Source organism: Leptothoe kymatousa TAU-MAC 1615, assembly GCF_018739865.1.
Classification (GTDB): Bacteria; Cyanobacteriota; Cyanobacteriia; order Phormidesmidales; family Phormidesmidaceae; genus Leptothoe; species Leptothoe kymatousa.
The window spans coordinates 140979-161613 of sequence record NZ_JADOER010000007.1 but is presented as its reverse complement, the minus strand read 5'-3'; the positions used below and the strand labels follow the sequence as shown (position 1 = coordinate 161613).

The 20635-nt window shown below is 50.8% G+C and carries 17 protein-coding genes; 8 read left to right on the top strand and 9 right to left on the bottom strand.

Translation table 11 applies throughout. The features are described from left to right. The first annotated feature begins 498 nt into the window (after positions 1–498). Together IXB28_RS09265 and IXB28_RS09260 are read left to right on the top strand one after the other, a co-directional pair. On the top strand, positions 499–1581 hold the full coding sequence (locus IXB28_RS09265) for a glycerate kinase (RefSeq protein ID WP_215618290.1): 1083 nt from the start codon (positions 499–501) through the stop codon (positions 1579–1581). Between the two features lie 504 nt (positions 1582–2085). Next, complete coding sequence (locus IXB28_RS09260) at positions 2086–2859, top strand: transposase (protein WP_215618289.1); 774 nt, start codon at positions 2086–2088, stop codon at positions 2857–2859. An 86-nt stretch (positions 2860–2945) separates the two neighbouring features. Here the strand turns inward: IXB28_RS09260 and IXB28_RS09255 are convergent, their stop codons facing one another. Beyond that, positions 2946–5171, bottom strand: coding sequence for a GUN4 domain-containing protein (locus IXB28_RS09255; protein WP_215618288.1), 2226 nt, complete (start codon positions 5169–5171; stop codon positions 2946–2948). Between the two features lie 137 nt (positions 5172–5308). Between IXB28_RS09255 and IXB28_RS09250 the strand changes: the two genes are divergently transcribed. Both IXB28_RS09250 and trpD read left to right on the top strand, forming a co-directional pair. Continuing rightward, positions 5309–5857 carry a Uma2 family endonuclease gene (locus tag IXB28_RS09250; RefSeq protein ID WP_215618287.1) on the top strand — a complete coding sequence of 183 codons (549 nt, stop codon included), beginning with the start codon at positions 5309–5311 and terminating at the stop codon, positions 5855–5857. Between the two features lie 129 nt (positions 5858–5986). Then, positions 5987–7039, top strand: a complete 1053-nt coding sequence (trpD, locus tag IXB28_RS09245) for an anthranilate phosphoribosyltransferase (protein WP_215618286.1) — start codon at positions 5987–5989, stop codon at positions 7037–7039. A 53-nt stretch (positions 7040–7092) separates the two neighbouring features. On the opposite strand, the gene IXB28_RS09240 is transcribed toward trpD, so the two are convergent. Next, the gene (locus IXB28_RS09240) at positions 7093–8415 is read right to left on the bottom strand and encodes an MFS transporter (protein WP_215618285.1); all 1323 of its coding nucleotides are present in this window, start codon (positions 8413–8415) and stop codon (positions 7093–7095) included. A gap of 399 nt (positions 8416–8814) precedes the next feature. Here IXB28_RS09240 and IXB28_RS09235 point away from each other — a divergent pair, with 399 nt between their 5' ends. The 4 genes from IXB28_RS09235 (at position 8815) to IXB28_RS09220 (ending at position 13817) form a co-directional block, all read left to right on the top strand. Next, on the top strand, positions 8815–9309 hold the full coding sequence (locus tag IXB28_RS09235; protein ID WP_215618284.1) for a CBS domain-containing protein: 495 nt from the start codon (positions 8815–8817) through the stop codon (positions 9307–9309). Between the two features lie 135 nt (positions 9310–9444). After that, on the top strand, positions 9445–10116 hold the full coding sequence (gene nblB, locus IXB28_RS09230) for a phycobilisome degradation protein NblB (protein ID WP_215618283.1): 672 nt from the start codon (positions 9445–9447) through the stop codon (positions 10114–10116). 944 nt (positions 10117–11060) lie between these two features. After that, positions 11061–11549, top strand: coding sequence for an ATP-binding protein (locus tag IXB28_RS09225; RefSeq protein ID WP_215618282.1), 489 nt, complete (start codon positions 11061–11063; stop codon positions 11547–11549). Positions 11550–11678: 129 nt separating this feature from the next. Next, positions 11679–13817, top strand: coding sequence for a DNA polymerase III subunit gamma/tau (locus IXB28_RS09220; RefSeq protein ID WP_215618281.1), 2139 nt, complete (start codon positions 11679–11681; stop codon positions 13815–13817). A gap of 57 nt (positions 13818–13874) precedes the next feature. On the opposite strand, the gene IXB28_RS09215 is transcribed toward IXB28_RS09220, so the two are convergent. The 7 genes from IXB28_RS09215 to psbB form a co-directional block, all read right to left on the bottom strand. Continuing rightward, positions 13875–14711, bottom strand: a complete 837-nt coding sequence (locus IXB28_RS09215; protein ID WP_215618280.1) for a M56 family metallopeptidase — start codon at positions 14709–14711, stop codon at positions 13875–13877. Next, positions 14708–15139: a BlaI/MecI/CopY family transcriptional regulator gene (locus IXB28_RS09210; protein WP_215618279.1), complete on the bottom strand. Its 432-nt coding sequence runs from the start codon at positions 15137–15139 to the stop codon at positions 14708–14710. The genes IXB28_RS09215 and IXB28_RS09210 overlap by 4 nt, the downstream gene beginning before the upstream one ends. A gap of 299 nt (positions 15140–15438) precedes the next feature. After that, entirely contained in the window at positions 15439–16215 is a 777-nt protein-coding gene (locus IXB28_RS09205; RefSeq protein ID WP_215618278.1) for an HAD family hydrolase, read from the bottom strand. A 354-nt stretch (positions 16216–16569) separates the two neighbouring features. Beyond that, a complete protein-coding gene (locus tag IXB28_RS09200; RefSeq protein WP_215618277.1) occupies positions 16570–17568 on the bottom strand; it encodes a 30S ribosomal protein S1 in 999 nt (332 codons plus the stop codon). Between the two features lie 413 nt (positions 17569–17981). Continuing rightward, complete coding sequence (gene nrdR, locus IXB28_RS09195) at positions 17982–18500, bottom strand: transcriptional regulator NrdR (protein ID WP_215618276.1); 519 nt, start codon at positions 18498–18500, stop codon at positions 17982–17984. Between the two features lie 212 nt (positions 18501–18712). Further along, positions 18713–18811, bottom strand: a complete 99-nt coding sequence (locus tag IXB28_RS09190) for a photosystem II reaction center protein T (RefSeq protein WP_006516453.1) — start codon at positions 18809–18811, stop codon at positions 18713–18715. 146 nt (positions 18812–18957) lie between these two features. Beyond that, on the bottom strand, positions 18958–20481 hold the full coding sequence (gene psbB / locus IXB28_RS09185; RefSeq protein WP_215618275.1) for a photosystem II chlorophyll-binding protein CP47: 1524 nt from the start codon (positions 20479–20481) through the stop codon (positions 18958–18960). Positions 20482–20635: the final 154 nt, after the last annotated feature.

The window sequence follows — 20635 nt, the reverse complement described above, 5'->3', positions numbered from 1 at the left end:
GCAGAATCACGATTCTATTAGAATCGCTCTTTTTCGCTTAAATGCTGTAACTATTTTTGCCGAACTACTTATAGGGGTATGGCCCCAAGACAGCGAGAAAGTTGTGTCAAAATAAAGTCTGTTGGACGTAGTGGTTACTCGTCCATTACTCACGTGCCTGTTCTGAACCTCGGGATAATTGTATCTATCAGGTTCCGGTCAGTTACCTTCCTTTAAATCTAGTCATTCCTTAACTGAACAACGGCCCAAGGGTGATTCACCATCCAAAAGGCAGTTGTCTTGGTGCGGCATAATGTCCCCTGCAAAATGTTGTATTCCACGTTTTGCAGAAAATAGATGCTGTCAATCGGGTATGGCTATGCCAGAAAATTATTGTGACGACTATCCATGGGCTCAGGGCTGGTGAAAAATTAAAATCACGACCCTGCGCATCTAAATCATGACTTAACAAGCTTTTCAGGCTTAACCCGTGAAGTAGTTTCTTGACAGCTCCTAAGTATGATCACGAAGAATTCAAACTCTACCGTTATTAAACCTGTTCCTGAAATCCTACTTGATTGGGTAACGTCTGGTGCTGCCGACGGTTTAGATAAACAGATATTAATTGATTCCCTTTTAGACAGTCCTCAACGAGCCAGCGCTTTTGGGATTGTCGATCAAAATATTGAAGACTACGTCGAAAAAAGTACTCGGCTCCTCAACGCGGTGTATCCACCTTGCCTAAAGCGCTTTGGTAAATCGTTTTCACCCCATGCCCTAGTCAAAATCCTGTGGGAAATTTGGATGCCGCTGTCGTTGCAATTGGTGCGTTGCAAGCAAGGGCTGCAGCGTCCCCTCATTCAGGGGGTGTTAGGTGGTCAGGGAGCTGGTAAGACCACATTGTCTGCCGCCTTGACGCTGATTTTGAGTCATTTGGGCTATCGTACGGTCAGTTTGTCGATTGACGATCTGTATAAAACCTATGCCGAGCGTACCCAATTGCGCGCTGTCGATCCTCGGTTAATTTGGCGAGGTCCGCCGGGCACCCACGATGTGGACCTCGGTATAAAAACGTTGCAAAATCTGATTACGCGAGACTCTTCTCAGTCTGTCCATATTCCTCGGTTTGATAAATCTCTTTGGCAAGGGGAAGGGGATAGAATTTTGTCTGAAATTGTTGAAGGCAAAATTGATTTTGTTCTGTTTGAAGGTTGGTTTGTGGGTGCTCGACCTGTGGCTGATGGGTTGTTGTTAGAGGCCCCGCATCCGATTCAGACGGAGGCAGACCGCATCTTTGCCCAGGATATGAACAATCTGCTCCAGGCCTATTTGCCCCTTTGGGACTATTTGGATCGGTTGATGGTGCTATATCTGCCTGACTATCGCTTAAGTAAGCAGTGGCGCAAACAGGCTGAACATCAGATGATTGCCCAGGGTAAGCAGGGCATGTCGGATGCGGACATCGATGAATTTGTGGAATATTTTTGGCGGTCGTTGCATCCGGAATTATTTATTACACCGTTGACCCAGCGTTCGGACCTGGTGGACCTGGTGATTGAAATTAAGGCCGATCATTCTCCAGGTAAAGTGTATGCGCCGTAGGGGGGAATGCACATAAATAAAATCCCCATCACAGAATATGTCGTAGAACCTCCTCCCCTTACGAAGGGGAGGTTCCGTAGGCGGAGGGGTCTGGACCGATAGCGCTAACTGTCGATAACCCCCTGTAAGTCCCCCTAAGCCCGAAGGGCAGGCTTCGCCAACGTAAGGGGGACAGCACACCTCGAACATGTCTCAAAGAGGTAGATTATTTTCATGCAGACGCCTAGGCGCGGCTAAGGAAGCAGAATTTAATAAATTCCATTTCAATTGAAGCAACGTGGGATCTCTTTTCCCCTCTTGGGAGGGGATAAATCGGTACATGGTGAAATTCTCAGTCCTAAGTGATTGCTGAGTAGGTAAATGGAAACTCTGTAGGGGTTGTGCCTGGTGCCAGCCCTTTTTCAATAGCGATGGTCTGAAAACTTGTTTTTAGTCCCATGGTGCTCAGCGAGAAAATCATTGTTGTCTGGCATTAATGGGGAGGTTGTTTTTCTCTATTTTTCTATGCCTCGGGCACTACGTTGTTTTCTACCCAACCGTTGTCATCACATTACAATGCGTTGCAACAATCGGGAATTTCGTCTTACTCGTCGAGAATGTCGAGCAGTGTTGCTCTATGCCATTCAGCAGTGTCAACAAAAATATCGGTTTAGTCTCTATGCCCTGTGCATTATGAGCAACCATATTCACTATTTGTTGGCCCCCAAATACCCTCGGGAATTGCCCAAAATTATGCACTGGCTAAATTGGTATACCGCCATGTGTTTTAACCAAATGCTAGGTCGCACCGGGCACTTTTGGGAAAAGCGATATCACAGTACGAGTTTTGCCATGGATGATTTTCGTCGTGCTCTGAATACTATTCGCTATATCCATGCCAACCCAAAAGCGGCTAATATTCAGCGTGGATTTTTCTATGACTTTAGCAATTACGGCAGCTACCATCGGTTGACGGATGATGGCCTCACCGAATGGCATCCCGCCTTTTTAGAGCTGGGGGCCACTCTGGAAGAATGTGCCGATGCGTATCATCGGTTTTGCCGCAGCTATCGGCCTAAACCTAAAGCAGAGCCAAAGCCCCGCTGGGGCAGTAAATTGCTAAAGAATGTTACCCCTAAAAAGACATACCAAAAAGGTAAAACCAAGAAAACTAGCCCAGGGCAGCAGCCCCTATGGACGGAGCCAATGCCAGAACCCAGCGATGTGGATCGGGTGGCTGCAAAGTTTGTAAATGCGAACAGAAAACCGGGTGCTGATCCGGTATCAGGTGCCAGGTAACGGATCTAAGGGGTAACGGTAGATCAAGGGTTTCAGCTCCTGAAAAAATTAGTGGGGAACTTTTTGAAATCCTTGATCTTCACAGCTCACAAGTCTGGATGCGAGAAAACCACAATAACAACCACCTTCCAACCCCCACAAATCGGGAGATGGCCTACAGGTGTGTTGTCCGTAACTTCGAATGATAAATCCCCATATTTGTACCAATTAACGTCAAAATCACACCAGCCAACATTTACACCTAGCTTTTTATAGATTTCAAAATCCCACTTTCCGTCTAGCTTACCGCCACACTGCACCCAAATTTCCTTTTGTACGCTAAATCCAAACTTGCCCCGGCTGTGGTTTACCCACAATCCATCTATCCGCTTTAAATCCTTGCAGGGAAAGGAGAGCAATTCTTTGGGGCTAAACCCGCTACCGACAGATTTTTTCAGCACCTGGCACATTACCCGATAGGTATACTGATCCGCCTTTTGCCACTCCCCAGCCACCATATAGCCCTCTAAAAGCTGGTAGCTCTGCTCCATCAGCAGAGCAAACACCGCATCGGGCACCCTGGCATGGTTCTCTAGCCAGCAGCGATAGGCCAGGTCCAGCGCCTTCTGCCCACCCTTTTGGACCAACGCCTCAATCAAACTGCTGGGGTTCTTCACCAGTCCGGCATAGAGCACCGCCACCTCTTCCCAGTCTTCCCCCAGGTTTAGCAGCTCATGTTCACAGCCCTGTTTCTTCACCTCCCGCGCCGCCAGATATTCTTGAAAACTGCGATGGGCAAATTCCACCTCGTCCGCCGATAGCCGCCGCACAAACAGTTCGCTAATCTCTTCGACTTCGGTAATGAACGTTTTGGGGGCCACGGCCACGTCTGTTTCCCTGGCCAGGAGTCGTTGCACCTGCTTGTGTAGCTCTGGGCTCGGCAGTTCAATTTTTGCCTGTTTCACCATTTCCCAGGCCACCCCCTGCAATACCGCTTGGGCTTCATCGGCGGGTAGGGCCATGTCAATGCCCTTATAGTCGGGCCGATCTTCCAATAGCATTTGGCAAAAGCCCTGGTAAAGCTTGAGCCGATTCAGCGGCAGCTTGCGCCCCGGCCGGGACCGATAAAATGCCGCCACCATGCACAGCAACAGTGGGTTATCGGTCATCTCTGATAGTTCCGAGCGCTGCTCAATTTGGTCAATCAAGCCCTGGGCCGCCTGCTGGGCCAGTTCTTTGATGTCCTCTGGCGGCCGCCCGGGGCGCGCCTGGGTTTCTTGGCACGTATACCACCGATTGATAAATAGATTGCGCTGGTCCTCATCAAAAGGTTTGACAGAGACTGCCGTCCAGCTTTGGCTATAGCTGTAGCGGTCGTAGCCCGCCGGGCGCGAGGTGAGCAGAAACAGTGCGGTTTCGCCATAGGTGCCCACGGCTCGATTGATCCAGGCACTGACTGGCTCACATTGGTCTGTGGCCACTTCGTCAAAGCCGTCGATCATCACTAGGGCCTTGTTTTGGCGCAGCAGTCGCTCGGCCCAGTCTCGATCTAGCTGAAATTTTTTGCTACTGGAAAGCTGAGTAATCAGCGTTGCCAGATCCGGCGCATCTTCCCTGGCCATGGCATCGCGCCAGTCTCGCAGATAGATCAAAATGGGCACCAGTCGGGGTACTTGCTTTGCTCGGCACAGCCGACCGGGGGCCATGCCATAGCGATAGGCGATGTGTCGCAACAATGTGGTTTTGCCATAGCCACCCCTGGCTAAAATCACCAGGCGACGATAGGCCGGGATTTTCTTGGTTTGTTGCAACAGGTCCCAAATGGAGGTGGTGTCTTCTGTTGCTTGGGGGGCGCCTTTGGCAAAACCTGCCATCAGGTCCGAGGGCTCTACCCGACTGTTTAACCCCAGGGGAACATACACCTCTTCTAGCTGAGGGATTTTGTTAAATCTGGCATCGGCGATGCCTTCTGCTTTGTAGTCGCGGCAGGTCACCGCCTGTTGGCGGGCAAATTTTTGGTCGGTTTTTGCAAAGGCCCATTGCAACCGTCTGTTTTGTCGTCCCAGCCATGTGGCCAAATTGTCATTGTGCCGTTTGCCCATGGCCCCTGCTTTTTCATTCGAGGCAACAATAAACCCTTCGGTGTAATGGGCGAAAAAGCCTGTGGCTACCAAAACCGGAAACATCAATATGGCTTTTATCCATTCTTGGGTCAGGGCAAAATGCACTAATATCCAGCCACTACCTCCCACGGGTGTGATGCGAATGATTGTGTTGATTAACCGTGCTACAAATTTACTTTCTGGGCTGGGGGGCTGACTGCCAGAGGTCATGGGCAAATGCTCAACGGTACGCCCCTAAGATAGCGATTTTTAGGCTAAATAGAAGTACCCATCGTCGATCTATTCGGGGCACGCTTCAATTTTGTAAAATGATCTTGATTGAGAGGCTTCTATTCTCCTGACTTTTTATGTCCAAAACTCTAACTCGATGGACAGTTACTGATTATCACCACATGATTGCCAGTGGCCTGCTGGCGGGGCGACGTGTAGAACTTATTAATGGACAAATCGTAGACATGGCACCAGAGCTGCCTATCCACCGGGCCACCTACCGCCGTGGTGTTAAATACCTAGAGGCCCTATTAGGTGAACAGGCGGTTGTGTTTGCCGCTGCCCCCGTCACCCTACCCAACGATGGCGAACCTGAACCCGACATCGCCATTGTCCACCCCCCCGAGTCCCGTTACGATGCCCAACACCCTGGCCCAGCCGATATCCACTGGCTGATTGAAGTTTCCAACTCCACCCTGACCTACGATTTAGGCGAAAAGGCTAATCTCTATGCCCGAGAACAGATCCAAGACTATTGGGTGGTCGATATTGCCGCCAAACAACTTTGGGTTCATCGCCAGCCTAGGGAAGGCACCTACACTTCAGTGGAAAAATTCATATCCGGGACCCTTACCCCCGTGACCATGCCCGGCATTAAGGTGCAAATCGAACGCTTGTTTATTTAAAGGTGGACGGGGTGGTCCTGGCCTGTGCGATCGCTCACGATTCACCATTCTTAAATTTGCCCTACACCATCGCCTTTTGAATTCCATCTGTAGTAGCGTTATTGACTGAAGTCCTAAACGCCTATAGCAATGACAACCAACTGGTCTAGCCTGCTACAGCAGCTCATCGATAAACAATCCCTCACCGTCGATCAAGCAGAATCGCTGATGCAGGGCTGGTTGACCGAATCTGTAGATCCCATTATGTCCGGCGCTATCCTCGCCGCACTCCAGTCCAAAGGCTTTTCCGCAGATGAGCTAGCGGGGATGGCCCGAGTGTTGCAGGGGCAGTCCCTGGGCGGCATGGATGCCGATGACTCATTGCCCACCCCCCGCATCGACACCTGCGGGACCGGCGGTGATGGTGCGTCCACCTTTAATATTTCCACCGCCGTCACCTTTGTGGCAGCGGCGGCCGGCATTCCAGTGGTTAAGCATGGCAACCGTTCCGCATCGAGCAAGGTGGGGTCTGCCGACGTGCTAGAAGGTTTGGGCGTTAACCTCAGTGCACCACCGGAAAAAGCAAAAGCCGCGGTTAAAGAAGTCGGCGTCACATTTCTGTTTGCCCGGGGCTGGCACCCGGCGATGAAAGCGGTGGCTCCCATCCGTGGCACCCTTAAAATTCGCACCGTATTTAATTTGCTCGGGCCATTGGTGAACCCCCTACGCCCCACGGGGCAGGTTATTGGCGTGTTTGACCCGTCGGTGATTTCTACCATGGCCGAAGCCCTGAACCAGTTGGGTATGGGCCAGGCCATTGTGCTGCACGGTCGTGAAGGGCTAGATGAAGCCGGTTTGGGCGATGTAACGGACCTGGCTGTGCTGTCTAATGGCAAAGTGGTGCCTAAGGTGCTCGACCCTCAAAGTATGGGACTGGCCAAGGCCGATGTGTCGGCCCTGCGCGGCGGCGAACTGGAGGAAAATATGACCATTCTGCGCAATGTGCTCCAGGGGAAGGGCACCCAGGCCCAGCAAGAGGCGGTTGCCCTAAATGCGGCCCTAGCGTTGCAGGTGGGTGGTTCCGTCATTGGCGACACGGTGGAAGAAGCGTGGTCCTATGGTGTGGTCCAGGCAAAAGAGATTATTGCCAGTGGCGCGGCTTGGGACAAACTGGAGGAGCTAGTGGCGTTCTTGAAGAGTTAGCTGTTGCTGATTTAGCCACCCCTAGGAGGGTGGGCACGGCCCACCCTTTTTGATCATAGTTTCTCTTCCATGGGAATCCCCTGGGCAAGGATTGCGGCAACGGCCATGGAACATCCGCCTAGGACAACAATGCTCAACCGATCGCAGCCCATGCAGGTCATTGCCCAGCCCAACCCTAGGGAGGCAACAATCTCGGGTAACACAATAAAACAGTTGAAAATGCCCATGTAAAGACAGTTCTGTTCTGCTGGGATGGATTTGGACAACAGGGCATAGGGCAGGGAGTGCATACTCGCGATCGCAATTCCCACCCCCACCATGGGCAACAATAACAATTCTGGCCGATGGATCCAGTGGATGGCAATCAGCCCCACCGCCCCACACAACAAACTTAGGCTGTGGGTGTGCCGTTCCCCCAGTTTTTCTACCACCGTGTACAGACCCACCGCAGCCACACAACAAACTAAATTGTCCACCGCTAAACACAGTCCCGACCATTCAATGCTTTTAGCATAGAGCGGCGTGCCTGGTACCGCTCCAAAAATGTGGTGGGCGATGGCCGGGGGCAAATATAGAAACATGCAAAATATCCCCAGCCAGCTAAAGCACTGCACCCAGGCCAAATGGCGCATGGTGGGGGGCATGGTTGCGATCGCACCCCAAATTTGCTCCACCATGTTGTCGTTTTCAGAGACTGGCACCGCCTCTACCGTTTCGGTGGTGGTGGCCACCGTCCACAATACGGTCCCCAAAAAGACGGCAGCCCCCAAATAAAACGCCAGCTTGATCGACAGGGGCACCACGCCAGATCGTTCCACGTCCATGGGGCTGACCCAGTGGGCGATCACCCAGGGCATGGCTGAGGCCAGCACCGCCCCCAACCCACACAGGAGGCTCTGGACAATAAATCCTTGGGTTTGCTGCTGGTCGGCCACCTGATCCGCCACAAAGGAGCGAAAGGGCGTCATGCTGACATTGGCGGATGCGTCTAGCAGCCACAGCAACCCAGCGGCTATCCACAGGGTGGGGGCGTTGGGCAGCAACACCAAGGCGATAGAGCTAAAAATTGCCCCAACTAAGAAATAAGGACGGCGGCGACCCAGGGGTGTGTGGGTGCGATCGCTCCAATAGCCGACAACCGGTTGAATCAGTAACCCACTCATGGGCGCTGCCAACCACAGCAACGGCAGTTGGTGGGGCGTGGCACCCAACGACTCAAAAATTGCGCTGCCATTGGCCATTTGCAGCCCCCAGCCAAACTGAATTCCCAGGAAGCCAAAGCTAATATTCCAGAGGTTTCCTAGCGTTAGGGGTTGTCTGTCTTGTGCAAGCGCTGATTGTGGGGGCAGAGAGGTGTTAGATACGGCATCTACCATGGCAAGGCCATGGCTAGTCGGAAAAACTTAAACATATTTGTCGTTTGGAATGGGTGGAGTGGGGTAAGGGCGGCAGTAACGTCTTAGCTACATCTAACCAGGGGGCTCACCCCCCATAGTTCTAACCCCCTACAGTGTTGTTGTCTCTGGACGTTGTTACCGCTCAAAGGTGCCTATAGCATACCCAATCCAGGGGCAGCCGAGTCTATATATTTTGTTGCAACTATATATCTCTATGTAACGACCTTTTAACCAGTCGCCTTTTCCCGAGAAAGGCTTTCTACAATGGTTATAGATCTTGTCCATGCTCCAGAACAGGAGTTTTTCTGCATGAGAAACGTTAGGTTCTAACTTGGACTCGGTTTAACCAGTACCTAACGTTCCTCCAGAGGCTATGCCATGGCCAGTAGAAGAGTTTTAACGACAACGGCAACCAAAACCGTGGGCGATATGATGACCTCCCCACCGTTTACGGCCAAGCCAGATATGCCCCTACGGGATGCTATTCAACTAATGGCATCCCACCGCATCAGCGGGTTGCCCGTGGTAGACGATGCGGGGGAAGCCGTGGGTGAGATCTCTGAAACAGACCTGATGTGGCAAGTCAGCGGTGCCTCGCTGCCAGCTTACGTCATGCTCTTAGATAGTGTGGTGTACCTCACCAACCCAGCCCGCTATAGCCAAGAACTCCATAAGGCCTTGGGGCAGACCGTGGCCGATGTGATGTCTCGCAAGGTCACCCTGGTGCAGGCCGACGACGATTTGCAGCGGGCCGCTCACCTCATGCATGACAAGCAAATTCGTCGCTTGCTGGTGGTGGACGACGACCGCCACGTGATCGGGATTTTGACCCGTGGGGATATTGTCCGTGAACTCGCTAAGCAATATGGCTAATTAAGGTGGTTGGGCTGCTGGCTGGGCTAGGTATCCCTCAGAATTTTGCCAAGCCAGCAGCCACAGTTTAGAGATGGTCAACACCCGGCTAAACTGACAGGTGTTGATTGCAATGTCGCATCTTGGATAGATTCCATGGCCACTTCTGTAGAGCAAATTAAACAGCAGCTAGCATCTGAGGATTTAGGCGCACGTTTACGCGCAGTCAACCTACTTCGAGACATTGAGCCCGCCATCGCGTTTGAATTGATTCAAACCGTTGTGAGCGATGAGAGCTCTCGTGTGCGCTATGCCGCCATTAGTCAGTTTTCTTCCTTAGGGTCTCAAGATCCACAAACTGCCCTAACTATTTTAAAGAACTCGCTCTATCACGATCCAGAGGCCGATGTGCAAGCCGCCGCCGCCGACTCCATTAGTGCGCTGAAATTGACTGAGGCCTATGATGACCTGGCCACGGTCTATGAAAGTTCCTCCGAGTGGATTGTCCAAATGAGTATTGTTGCCTGCTTAGGTGAACTAGGTGTGGAGCGCGGGTTTGATTTGTTGCAAAAAGCCCTGAAATCAGATAACAGTTTGGTCTCTCTCACCGCAATTGGCGCCCTGGGTGAGCTGCAAGACCCGCGTGCTGTTCCGCTATTATTGCCATTTGCTAGCCACGAAGATTGGCAAGTGCGCCATCGTTTAGCGCAAGCGTTGGGCAATTATGTCCAAACGACCCATCAGGATCAGGTGCAGCCTACCCTGGCAGCGTTAGCCCAAGATTCATCTGAAATTGTCTCGGATGCAGCTCAACGGTCCCTCAGTTAGGGATGTGTGTCCAAATAAGCCATCGCAGTTTGCATAAACAACCATCGGGTATAGTGAGTGCGCATTACCACCGCTCACTAGCCTCGCCTGCCTGGGCCCCTAGGCAGGCGAGGACATTATTGCGCAGACTCCCTTAATGCGTTCTTAACTGGCTGGTGGGCTGACTCTCTAGGGGCGTGGAGTCTCACTATGCTCTTGATAGAAAAAATTAAGTGTTGGTCAGTATGCAGACTTTGTTGCAAGTGGCAACTGCAAGAGTACGTAATTAAGTGCGATAGAACTAATGTCTGATAGCCCAGATAGTAGGCTGGATCTGCTCTTTTGTGCGTCTATTGCGAGAAAAATATTGGCGCTAAAAGTTGAGATAAGGAAATTCTAAAGGTAGAACGACTTTATGGTTGAATTTATGGCTTGGGAGTGTCTGAAAATAGGATTTTATCCTCTATTTTCAGGGATTTAGCTGCTTTCTATTATCAAGATTTAGATTTTTTAGCCACAGTATTTTTGAACTATTAGCAACAATCCAAAAATACTGTGGGCCCATGGCTTAAACTCCTGAATTTCTTTGTGTTTTAGGCCGTTATGCCTGCTATGTAACGCTTGTTGCCAATGGTTCCGAAGATCGATTTATGTAGATAGTATGAATGACTTTGGAAAAAAGGATAAAGGCAAAACTAGTTTTGTTGCATGTAGGAAAATTACAAAATTAGCGTTTGGCGCAATAGTTTTCCTGTTTTTGGACTGGAGTTATTGCATATCTGATATATTAGTAAAACAAGATATATGTTTGATTCCCTGTAATCCGTATCAAATTTGTTTCTCTTTAAAAAATAAGCTTTTTAAGAACTTGTGCAGTTGGTTTAATTAGTTTCTTTCGATATTTGCCCCCTGTTAGCTATAGGTCTGTCACATATAGCGATTAGTTCGGTTTTGGGAATGACTTCATGGTTAGTGTGATGACATCATCCACAGGAGTGAAATGGGATAGGCTCAGTTTCGCTTCCACACTGTACTTATGTCCGATTATTGATACGTTGTTGGAACATGCTCCCTTGGAGATGCATGACGAGTTGCGTTTAGGCCTGCAAGAGGCTCTGGTTAACGCGGCAAAGCATGGTAATAGCTTGGATCCTGGTAAGCAAATTTCTGTGCAATATGCGTCGACGCGCGGCACCTATTGGTGGATAATCACCGATCAGGGCCAGGGGTTTGACGTACCCCGAGCCTGTGGCGTCTGTCCTGAGGCCGATGATGGCGACGCTACCCATGATTGTGGTCGGGGCCTGTTTATTTTGCATCAGATCTTCGACCAAGTGCATTGGTCTTCTGAGGGCAATGAAGTGCGTTTGTGTAAGCGGTTTAAGCGCTGGCCAAATCTACTGAAGCGGTTGCAAGGCGCATGGCTGACAACTAACATCATGGCCGTAGGCTGAAGTTCGCTATTGCTTTTATAGTTCTATAATCAGTGAAGCTTTGATTGGTTAATTATATAAAGCATGGCCCGTGTTTCTGGCTGCTCCCGCGTCTGTATATTTTTTAGTCCAAAGTAGGGCATAGTATCCATGGCCTACGAACCTTTACACCATAAGTATCGTCCCCAAACCTTTTCCCAATTGGTGGGGCAAACTGCGATCGCAACCACACTTTCCAATGCGCTCCAGCAAAATCGCATTGCACCAGCCTACTTATTCTGTGGTCCCCGGGGTACCGGTAAAACCTCTAGCGCGCGCATTTTAGCCAAGTCGATTAACTGCCTCAAAAGTGAGGGCCCCACCCCCGACCCCTGTGGCCAATGCCAGGTGTGTCGCGAAATTACGGTGGGAGCTTCGTTAGATATTGTTGAAATTGACGCCGCCAGCAACACGGGTGTCGACAATATTCGTGAACTCATTGAACGAGCCCAATTTGCTCCCGTCCAGTGTCGTTACAAACTATATGTGCTCGATGAAGTACATATGTTGAGTACGGCAGCCTTTAATGCCCTGCTGAAAACCTTAGAAGAACCGCCACCCCATGTTGTTTTTGTCCTAGCCACCACCGATCCCCAGCGGGTGTTACCCACCATTATCTCTCGTTGTCAGCGGTTCGATTTTCGCCGTATTCCCCTAGACTCTATGGTCCAGCATTTGGACTATATTGCACAACAAGAATCTATTGCCATCTCTGCCGACGCTCTTCAGCTAGTGGCGCAGCTCTCCCAGGGCGGGTTGCGAGATGCGGAGAGTTTGCTCGACCAGCTCGGGTTATTAGCAGGAGAGATCTCCATTGAAGCGGTTTGGGACCTAGTCGGTGCTGTTTCCGAGCGAGATTTATTGGCCTTAGTGCAGGCGATTGCCGCCGATGATGGCACCCAGGTGTTGGTCTTAGTCCGCCAGCTGATGGATCGGGGGAGAGAACCCCTGATGGTTTTACAAAGTCTCGTGGCGTTCTATCGTGATTTGTTGATTGCAAAAACAGCGGCCGATCGGCGTGATCTTGTTGCCATTACCCCCTCGATCTGGTCTGAAATGGTGACCTTTGCCCGAGATGTACCGCTTCCCCTGTTGTTGTCGAGCCAGCAACATTTGCGGAGCACCGAGGTTCAAGTTAAAAACACAACCCAGCCCCGACTGTGGTTAGAAATTACCCTGATGGGGTTACTGCCGTCGGCTCAACCCAGCGCTCCCGTCGGCGCAAAACCAGTATCGCCGCCGCCATTATCTGTCGCGGCGGCGGCACCTCCATTGCCGACTGTCGCTCATGTGCCGGCAAAAACGTCTGCCAGCGCTAATACCCAGGCTCAACAGCAACAACCTCAGGCTAGTCCCAGCGAACCGGTTGGGGCAACACCCGTAAAGCCGGTGGCCACTCCCTCCACCGACACTCCATTGCCAGCGGTTGAACCGAGCCCTCCTCCGGTATCCTCCCAGAGTGCCGCTGCCCAGCCGGAGTCGTTAAGCAGCGCTGCGAGCGGCAGTGCGCGCCCCGAAAGTGCGCGCCCCGAAAGTGCGCGCCCCGAAAGTGCGGCCCTTGAAAGTGCGCGCCCCGAAAGTGCGGCCCCCTCTAAAATACCCACTGCCGATAATGCCCCGGCCATGGGCAGTTTGGATGATATTTGGGCCAAGATCGTGGCCCAGCTTACCCCGATGGGTACCCAGGTCTTGATGCGTCAGCATGGTCAGTTGATGGCCTGCGATGGTGTGGAGGCCCGGGTGGGGATCACCAACGATAAGCTGATGCGCATGGCTCAGGATCGTTTGAGTAATGTGGAAACGGCGTTTGAGAAAGTCTTTGGCCATCGATTGCGGGTGACTATGGTGGTAGCAGCCGCTAACAAAGAGCCTGCCCCGTCTCCCTCCTTGTCGGCCCCTTCGTCTCCTCCGGCACCTCCACAAAGAAGGCCGTCGGCTCCGCCCAGCCCGCCGCCGCCCAGCCCGCCGCCTACATCGGTGTCTTCACCTGCTCCACCACCCGTTAATCATTCTCGACCTGTGGCGGCTGCTCCAGCGGCCTCCCCATCTGCTCCACCACCGTCTCCCTCGGCGCCACCTGCTATAGATGCGTCAGCGGCTCCAACGTGGAAATCCGAGACCGATTTGGATCGTAGTGTGAAAAGTTTTGCGCAGTTTTTTAATGGGCAAATTGTCAATCTCGATGATGAGGCAGAGGCAAACCCATCTAAAACCCCGTCGTCTGAGCCGGGGCCAGATGTGCCGTTTTAGATGTGCCTCTTTTGACTATGTTTATGGGGACCGGGCTCTATCAGCTGCGATTTTGCCTTAGTAGTGAAATGGAATCGACAGCAGGGGAATTAAACTCACCAGGGCGCAGCTGGAGATACCAGCCCAACTGAGGCTAAAGCCATAGTCGTTGTCTAATAAGAGGGCGTCGATGCGACGGTTTAATCGGCTTAGGGGGGCGATGCAGCTAAAGTTAGCAGCGGTGATGGGGGATAACGGAGACCCAATCACCTGCAATAGAGATTCTGCCAGGGTAAGTTTTTCTACGGACTGTATGGCCCAACGGTCGGCACGAATTTCTCGCAGCAGTAGGAGTTCTTGCCAGAGGCTCTCGGTGTAAGGTAGCCAGCTGCTAATGCGTTTTAACCAGCCTAGCCAAAAGAACCAAAATGTATCGTGATAATAGGCATGGGCTTTTTCATGGGCAATGACCGCTGCTAGATGATCCCGATCGAGGGCATCGAGTAGCCCCTGGCTGACGACTAGCTCCGAAGACCATAGCCCAATCTGAGCGCTAAAAATTTTGCCGTCGTTGAGCAGTCGCCCAGGGGTGCCTTGTACGGTTGTGTGGGGATATTGCTGGATGTGTTGAATGCTGATGTGGGCCTGCCATCGCAGGTGGCCGAGAATGCCTAGGGTGATGAGCAGGTAACCCCAGGCGGCACCATAGCTGAGCCAACCTTCTATGTGGGTCACCACTACGTGACCGTGGGGACCCATGATGATAATGGAGAGGGCTGTGGTCAGTAGCAGCAGTGGTGGCACAACAAACAACGCCAGGGTTGCTAGCCAGTGGCTGAAACACCGATGGGCCAAACTAAGACGCAGCAATATGGCTACTGCGATCGCACTGACCATTAAGCTCACATGCATCATGGCTGACTCTCCTGGTTAGTTTGGGCCTGTCTTGCTGCCTGAATGCGTTGGGTAATCGCTTCTAGCTGGTCCAGGCTGGCTTGGTCGAGGGTATCGGCAAAGGCCGCGACAATATCTGGATTGCTAGCCGCTAAAAATTCTTGAAGCCGCTCATGGGACTGCAGCACCTTAGCGTTATTTGCTGACAGTAACGGTTCCCAATGATACGCACGGCCCACCCGACGTTTCGCAATCCAGCCCTTTTGTTCCAACCGTCGCAAAACCGTTGCCACCGATGAATAGGTTAAATCTCGATCGATATCGGCCAAAATGTATTCATGGATGGCGGTGCCAGAAGCAACTTCTAGCTGCCACAAAATTTCTAAAATCTCCGCTTCTAGCGGCCCTAGGGAGAGGCGGTTAGGGCGATATGCCGGAAATGGCGACATCGATCATTACCTAAGTAGTGGGACAGTGAGATATGGCTGCTGTTGTATACAGACCTATGCAGGGTGCAGATAAAAAATTACCTCACGATATAGTTTACCGTTTTGCTGCTGGCGGTTAGCCATGGCTGGTGTCCCCATGGGGTGCTGCGCTCAAAACGTAACCGTAACGTAAACTCTGACAGACCGTCACTTGAGTTCTAACGATTAAATGAACACAATTGTAATTAACTTAATGCATTGATCATCACGATCAAGGTTGATTTATGAGGGGAGGCAGTACTTGCCTCCTCTATTTTGTTTTAAAGCTTTGTAAGCTGAATTTGCCAAAAATCAGTGGCAAACGCACTCGCTATGGACAGCTCATCTAAGCTTTGTTGAGAGGCGATTTTGGTGGGCCCTAAAGGCGGTTGCCAGCCGCCTAAATAGCCAATAAAACCAGCGGCCCTAGTTGCGACTTGTAGATCCGTCGCGGCATCACCAATCACTAAAACCTGGTGTGGTTCCATGCCTAGACCATGGCAGGCCGCCTGGAAAAAATTAGGGGCAACTTTGTCGGGATACTCTGGGCAAACACCTTGTAAATGGTCAAAGTATTTTTGTAGCTGATGGTGCTCGACAAAGTTTTCCAAATGCACTTGGGCATCCGCAGACACCATACTGATTTTCAGATTTCCCTGTCTTAACCGTTGTAGCAAGTCTAAGGCACCTGGTAATAAAGGCGTATGGGCTGCTTTTGGTGAATATCTCTGGTCGGCGACGGCAAATGTGGTGGAGGCCAAGGCCATGGCCTCCACCCAAGGACAGCCCCCGATCGCCGCCGCACTCGCTGCACCGATCAACGTTTCCTGTCGATTGCCCACGGCCATCAATCCGGCTGGGTCTAAGCCGTTCTCAGAGATACCCAGCACTTGCAACAGCAACGGTAGACAGCCAGGACGTTGCTTGTCCATCAGTTGGGCTTGATGGTGCCCGAGGCGAGTTAAATAGCTACTGACATTAGCTAGGGTGCCATCTTTATCTAGAAAAACGGCTTTGATGTGGGGGAAGACTGTGCCGTTGCAAGAAATTGTGACCACGACTAAACGTATTTACGTGTAAGCCATAGCCAACGGCTGAATACATTTAGGGCCTGTTAAAAATTAAAATCATGGCCTTTTTCCTTAAAAGCATGGTCTAACAAGCCTTTTCGGATTAAGCCGTGACTTCGTTTCTGAACAGCTCCTTAGTATTCGTAGTTGGCTACGCAGAGGTTGCTTAACTCAATCTGTTAGCACTTGCCTGGGGCCTGATGGGCTCCCAGCAATGATTGCGAATCGATATTGCCGATATATTGACATAAAAAAATGTTGGGACCCTTGGAGCCCCAACATTTTCCAAAAAATTATTCAAAAGACTCGACTATGCCGTCTTAGGAAAAATTTTCGAGCGACCTATTCAGCGAAGGCAGCCACAGCTGATTCACCTTCTTCAACAGCATAGGATTCTTCGCTGTTGCTGCTTTCTCCTGCCTCAGCAGCAGCCTCAGCTTCAGCAGCTTTCAGCAATTGCTGGCGATAGCGCTCAGCCATTTCCTCGGCTTTTTCAAACACGATTTCAGGATTCTTGACCATATCACCTGGTTCAGGCTCAAGCTGCTTGGTGGATAGGGAAATCCGACCACGCTCAGCATCTAGATCAATAATCATTACCTTAATCTCGTCGTTCACATTGAGCACCGTGTTAGGTGTGTCAATGTGGTCGTGGGAGATTTCAGAAATGTGTAGCAGACCGCTAACACCACCGATATCGATGAAGGCACCGTAGGGCTTCAGACCACGTACTGCACCAATGACGACTTCGCCCACCTGGAGGCCATTCATCTTACGCTCAACCAGCGCACGACGATGACTTAGGACTAGACGATTACGCTCTTCGTCAACCTCAAGGAACTTGAGGGGCAGTGCTTCGCCCACCAAGTCTTCTTTGGGCTTACGGGTACTGATATGGGAACCAGGAATAAATCCGCGCAGACCTTCAATTCTGACGAGGGCACCACCACGGTTGGTCGCAAAGACATCGGACCGTACGGTGGCATCTTCGTTTTGGAGCTGACGTACTCGTTCCCAAGCACGCATGTACTCGATGCGACGGATGGATAAAGTTAGCTGGCCATCTTCATTTTCATCGGTCAAGATGAAAAATTCACGAGTCTCATTCGATTGAAGCACTTCATCAGCAGCTTCGACACGATTGATGGACATCTCTTGAATGGGCAAATACGCAGCGGTTTTTGCTCCAATGTCAATCAAAGCGCCCCGAGGCTCAATGCTAAAAACAGTCCCCGGTACAATATCGCCAGGACTGAAATGGTAATCGTATTGATCTAATAAAGCTTCAAAATCTTCATGAGTAAAACCAATATCGGCTTCTTTCGTTTCAAAGTTGACCATGCTAGATGTTTCCTACGGTTTCTCCATAATCGGGTGGACATGTTGTGCGTCTGTGTGCCGCCTCTACATTGATCCAGCTCTTATCTCAGATGAGGATGAGGGCATCACACAAATGTGCTCCCTGCGAGCCTCTTTCAATAATCCTGAGTCGCCATATCCCTGCAACCAAGCTAAGGCACGTTCTCAGGCAATGAGTTGAACCTGCATTAGGCCCAAACTTAGAGCCTTGCAAGGCGAGCGATACTAACACATAGAAAAGCTCCCGAGGGAAACCCAGACTAAAAATTAGTAAAATACACAAACCTTCGCAAGACTATTAATCATAAGTGAATTTAGCCTCACTGTCACTTACTGTTACGGGTTATTGACCAAGATATTTTTTTGCCGGAATGCTCTGGGGGGAAGAACGATGGCTATACAGTTAGCGTGGAGCTAGGGCGGTTCCCGTTGCTAACGTAGGGTGGGGAGCCTACTTTTTCTTCGCTTTCTTGCAGATGGGTTAGGGTGTCTGCAAAATCGCGAATGCCTGTGAACTGGCGGTAGACGGAGGCAAAGCGAACATAGGCTACCTCATTTAAAGATCTGAGTTGCTGTAATACAAGTTCCCCGATGTCGGCACTGGTAATTTCCCTGGTGGAGCGTTGCTGAAGCTCCATTTCAATATTATCTACTAAGGTTTCTAGCTTGGCTGCGTCCAACCCTGTTTTTTCACAGGCACGCACGATGCCGCGCAGTAATTTTGATCGATTGAATAATTCTCGACTACTGTTCCGTTTGATGACAGTGACTGGAACATATTCAATGCGTTCATAGGTGGTAAAGCGGCACTCACACTTCAAGCATTGTCTGCGACGACGAATACTGCGACCGGCTTCTGCCGATCTCGATTCGAGAACGCGATTACTAGCATGCTGGCAGAAGGGACACTGCATAGAACGACTATACCCTCGATGAGTGGGCGGGGCGGGCCTCGCTTATTAGACCATGCATAACATAAAAATAGAGGCTAACTTCGTTAAAAGCAAAGAAGTCGATGCCTCTATTATGTCACCCAGGCTGATAAGGCCAATGGGTTTGTTTTATTTTGGGCGACTAGTCAAACGCCATTCAAGGGAGAAACTCCCCATAGGTTGAATCGGCTTTCCTAGTCTTTCTTGATCCGAGGGGGCTCACGAAATGCGATCGCAAAAAATAGAGTTCCGATAATACAGGTGAAAATCAAGATGTAAGCAACACTTTCCATTGTTCAGTCCTACTCAACTAATGTTTAAGGCCTCTACCAATAGCGGTCAAGACCATCCATCGGTAACTACCATTATTTCAAAAAAATGGCCCAGCGGAATAAATTCGCTGAGCCATCTAACTCAAACTAATAGCTCTAAAGAACGTTTAGTTCATGCGAGTACTAGTATCACCAACTTTCTGGAAGAAGCCCCACTCGACCTGCTCAGGAGATAGGTCGGGATCCACACCAGCGAATACGTCGCGGTATAGAGTACGGGAACCATGCCAGATGTGGCCAAAGAAAAATAGCAGCGCAAAGACCGCATGGCCAAAGGTAAACCAGCCGCGAGGACTAGAACGGAATACACCGTCAGAATCCAAGGTTTCTAGGTCGAACTCAAAGGGCTCACCCAGCAATGCCTTACGGGCATAACGCTTAACGCGAGCGGGGTCCTTAATCGTTTGACCGTCTAGTTCGCCACCGTAGAAAGTAACGGATACACCAGTCTGCTCAATACTGAACTGAGATTCAGCACGACGGAAAGGAATATCTGCACGGACTACACCACTGGAGTCAGTTAAGACCACAGGGAAGGTTTCAAAGAAGTTGGGTAAACGACGTACTGAAAGTTCACGACCTTCAGAGTCGGTAAATACAGGGTGACCCAACCAGCTAGTAGCAATACCATCACCACTATCCATGGGGCCTACGCGGAACAAACCACCCTTAGCAGGGCTATTGCCCACATAGTCGTAGAAGGCAAGCTTCTCAGGAATATTCTCGTAAGCTTCCTTACGGCTTAAGCCATCAGCCATGTCGGCCTGAACCCGACGCTCAATTTCCTGCTGGTAGTAGCCGCCATCCCACTGATAACGAGTAGGACCGAACAATTCAACAGGAGTGGTTGCATTTCCGTACCACATGGTACCGGCCACAATGAAAGCTGCAAAGAATACAGCAGCAATACTGCTGGATAGCACAGTTTCGATGTTACCCATACGCAACGCCTTGTAGAGACGTTGTGGGGGACGCACGGTTAAGTGGAATAGGCCTGCCACGATGCCGACAATACCAGCGGCAATGTGGTGAGCGACAATACCACCTGCGTTGTAAGGGTTGAAGCCTCCAGGACCCCATTCTGGGGCAACCGGTTGAATGTGACCGGTGATCCCGTAGGGATCAGACACCCACATTCCAGGACCCCATACACCCGTCAGGTGAAAGGCTCCAAAACCGAAGCAAAGTAAACCAGATAAGAACAGGTGGATGCCAAACATCTTGGGTAAATCCAAGGCGGGCTCACCAGTTCGGGGGTCACGGAATAAATCTAAATCCCAGAAAACCCAGTGCCAAACGGCTGCCAAGAATAGCAAGCCGGACAGCACGATGTGTGCAAGTGCTACGCCTTCGAAAGACCAGAAACCAGGATCAACACCTGTCTCTCCAGTCACACTCCAGCCGCCCCAAGACCCGGTTACACCGAGGCGAGACATGAAGGGAAGAACAAACATACCCTGACGCCACATGGGGTTCAGAGCAGGATCACTTGGGTCGAATGTTGCTAGCTCAAACAGGGCCATAGAGCCAGCCCAACCTGCCACAAGGGCAGTATGCATTAGGTGTACAGAAATCAGTCGTCCGGGATCGTTAACCACGACTGTATGTACCCGGTACCAGGGTAGTCCCATTGACTACACGCCTCCTCCTAGTTTGGAAAATTTAGCCGTACATTAAAATACCGATACTGAATAGGCTACCAGATCTCCACATTGCCTCCAACGTGGGGGCAAAAATAAAAATCCGTTGTGGAAAATTTATTCGGAACTTCATGGTGACCTATTG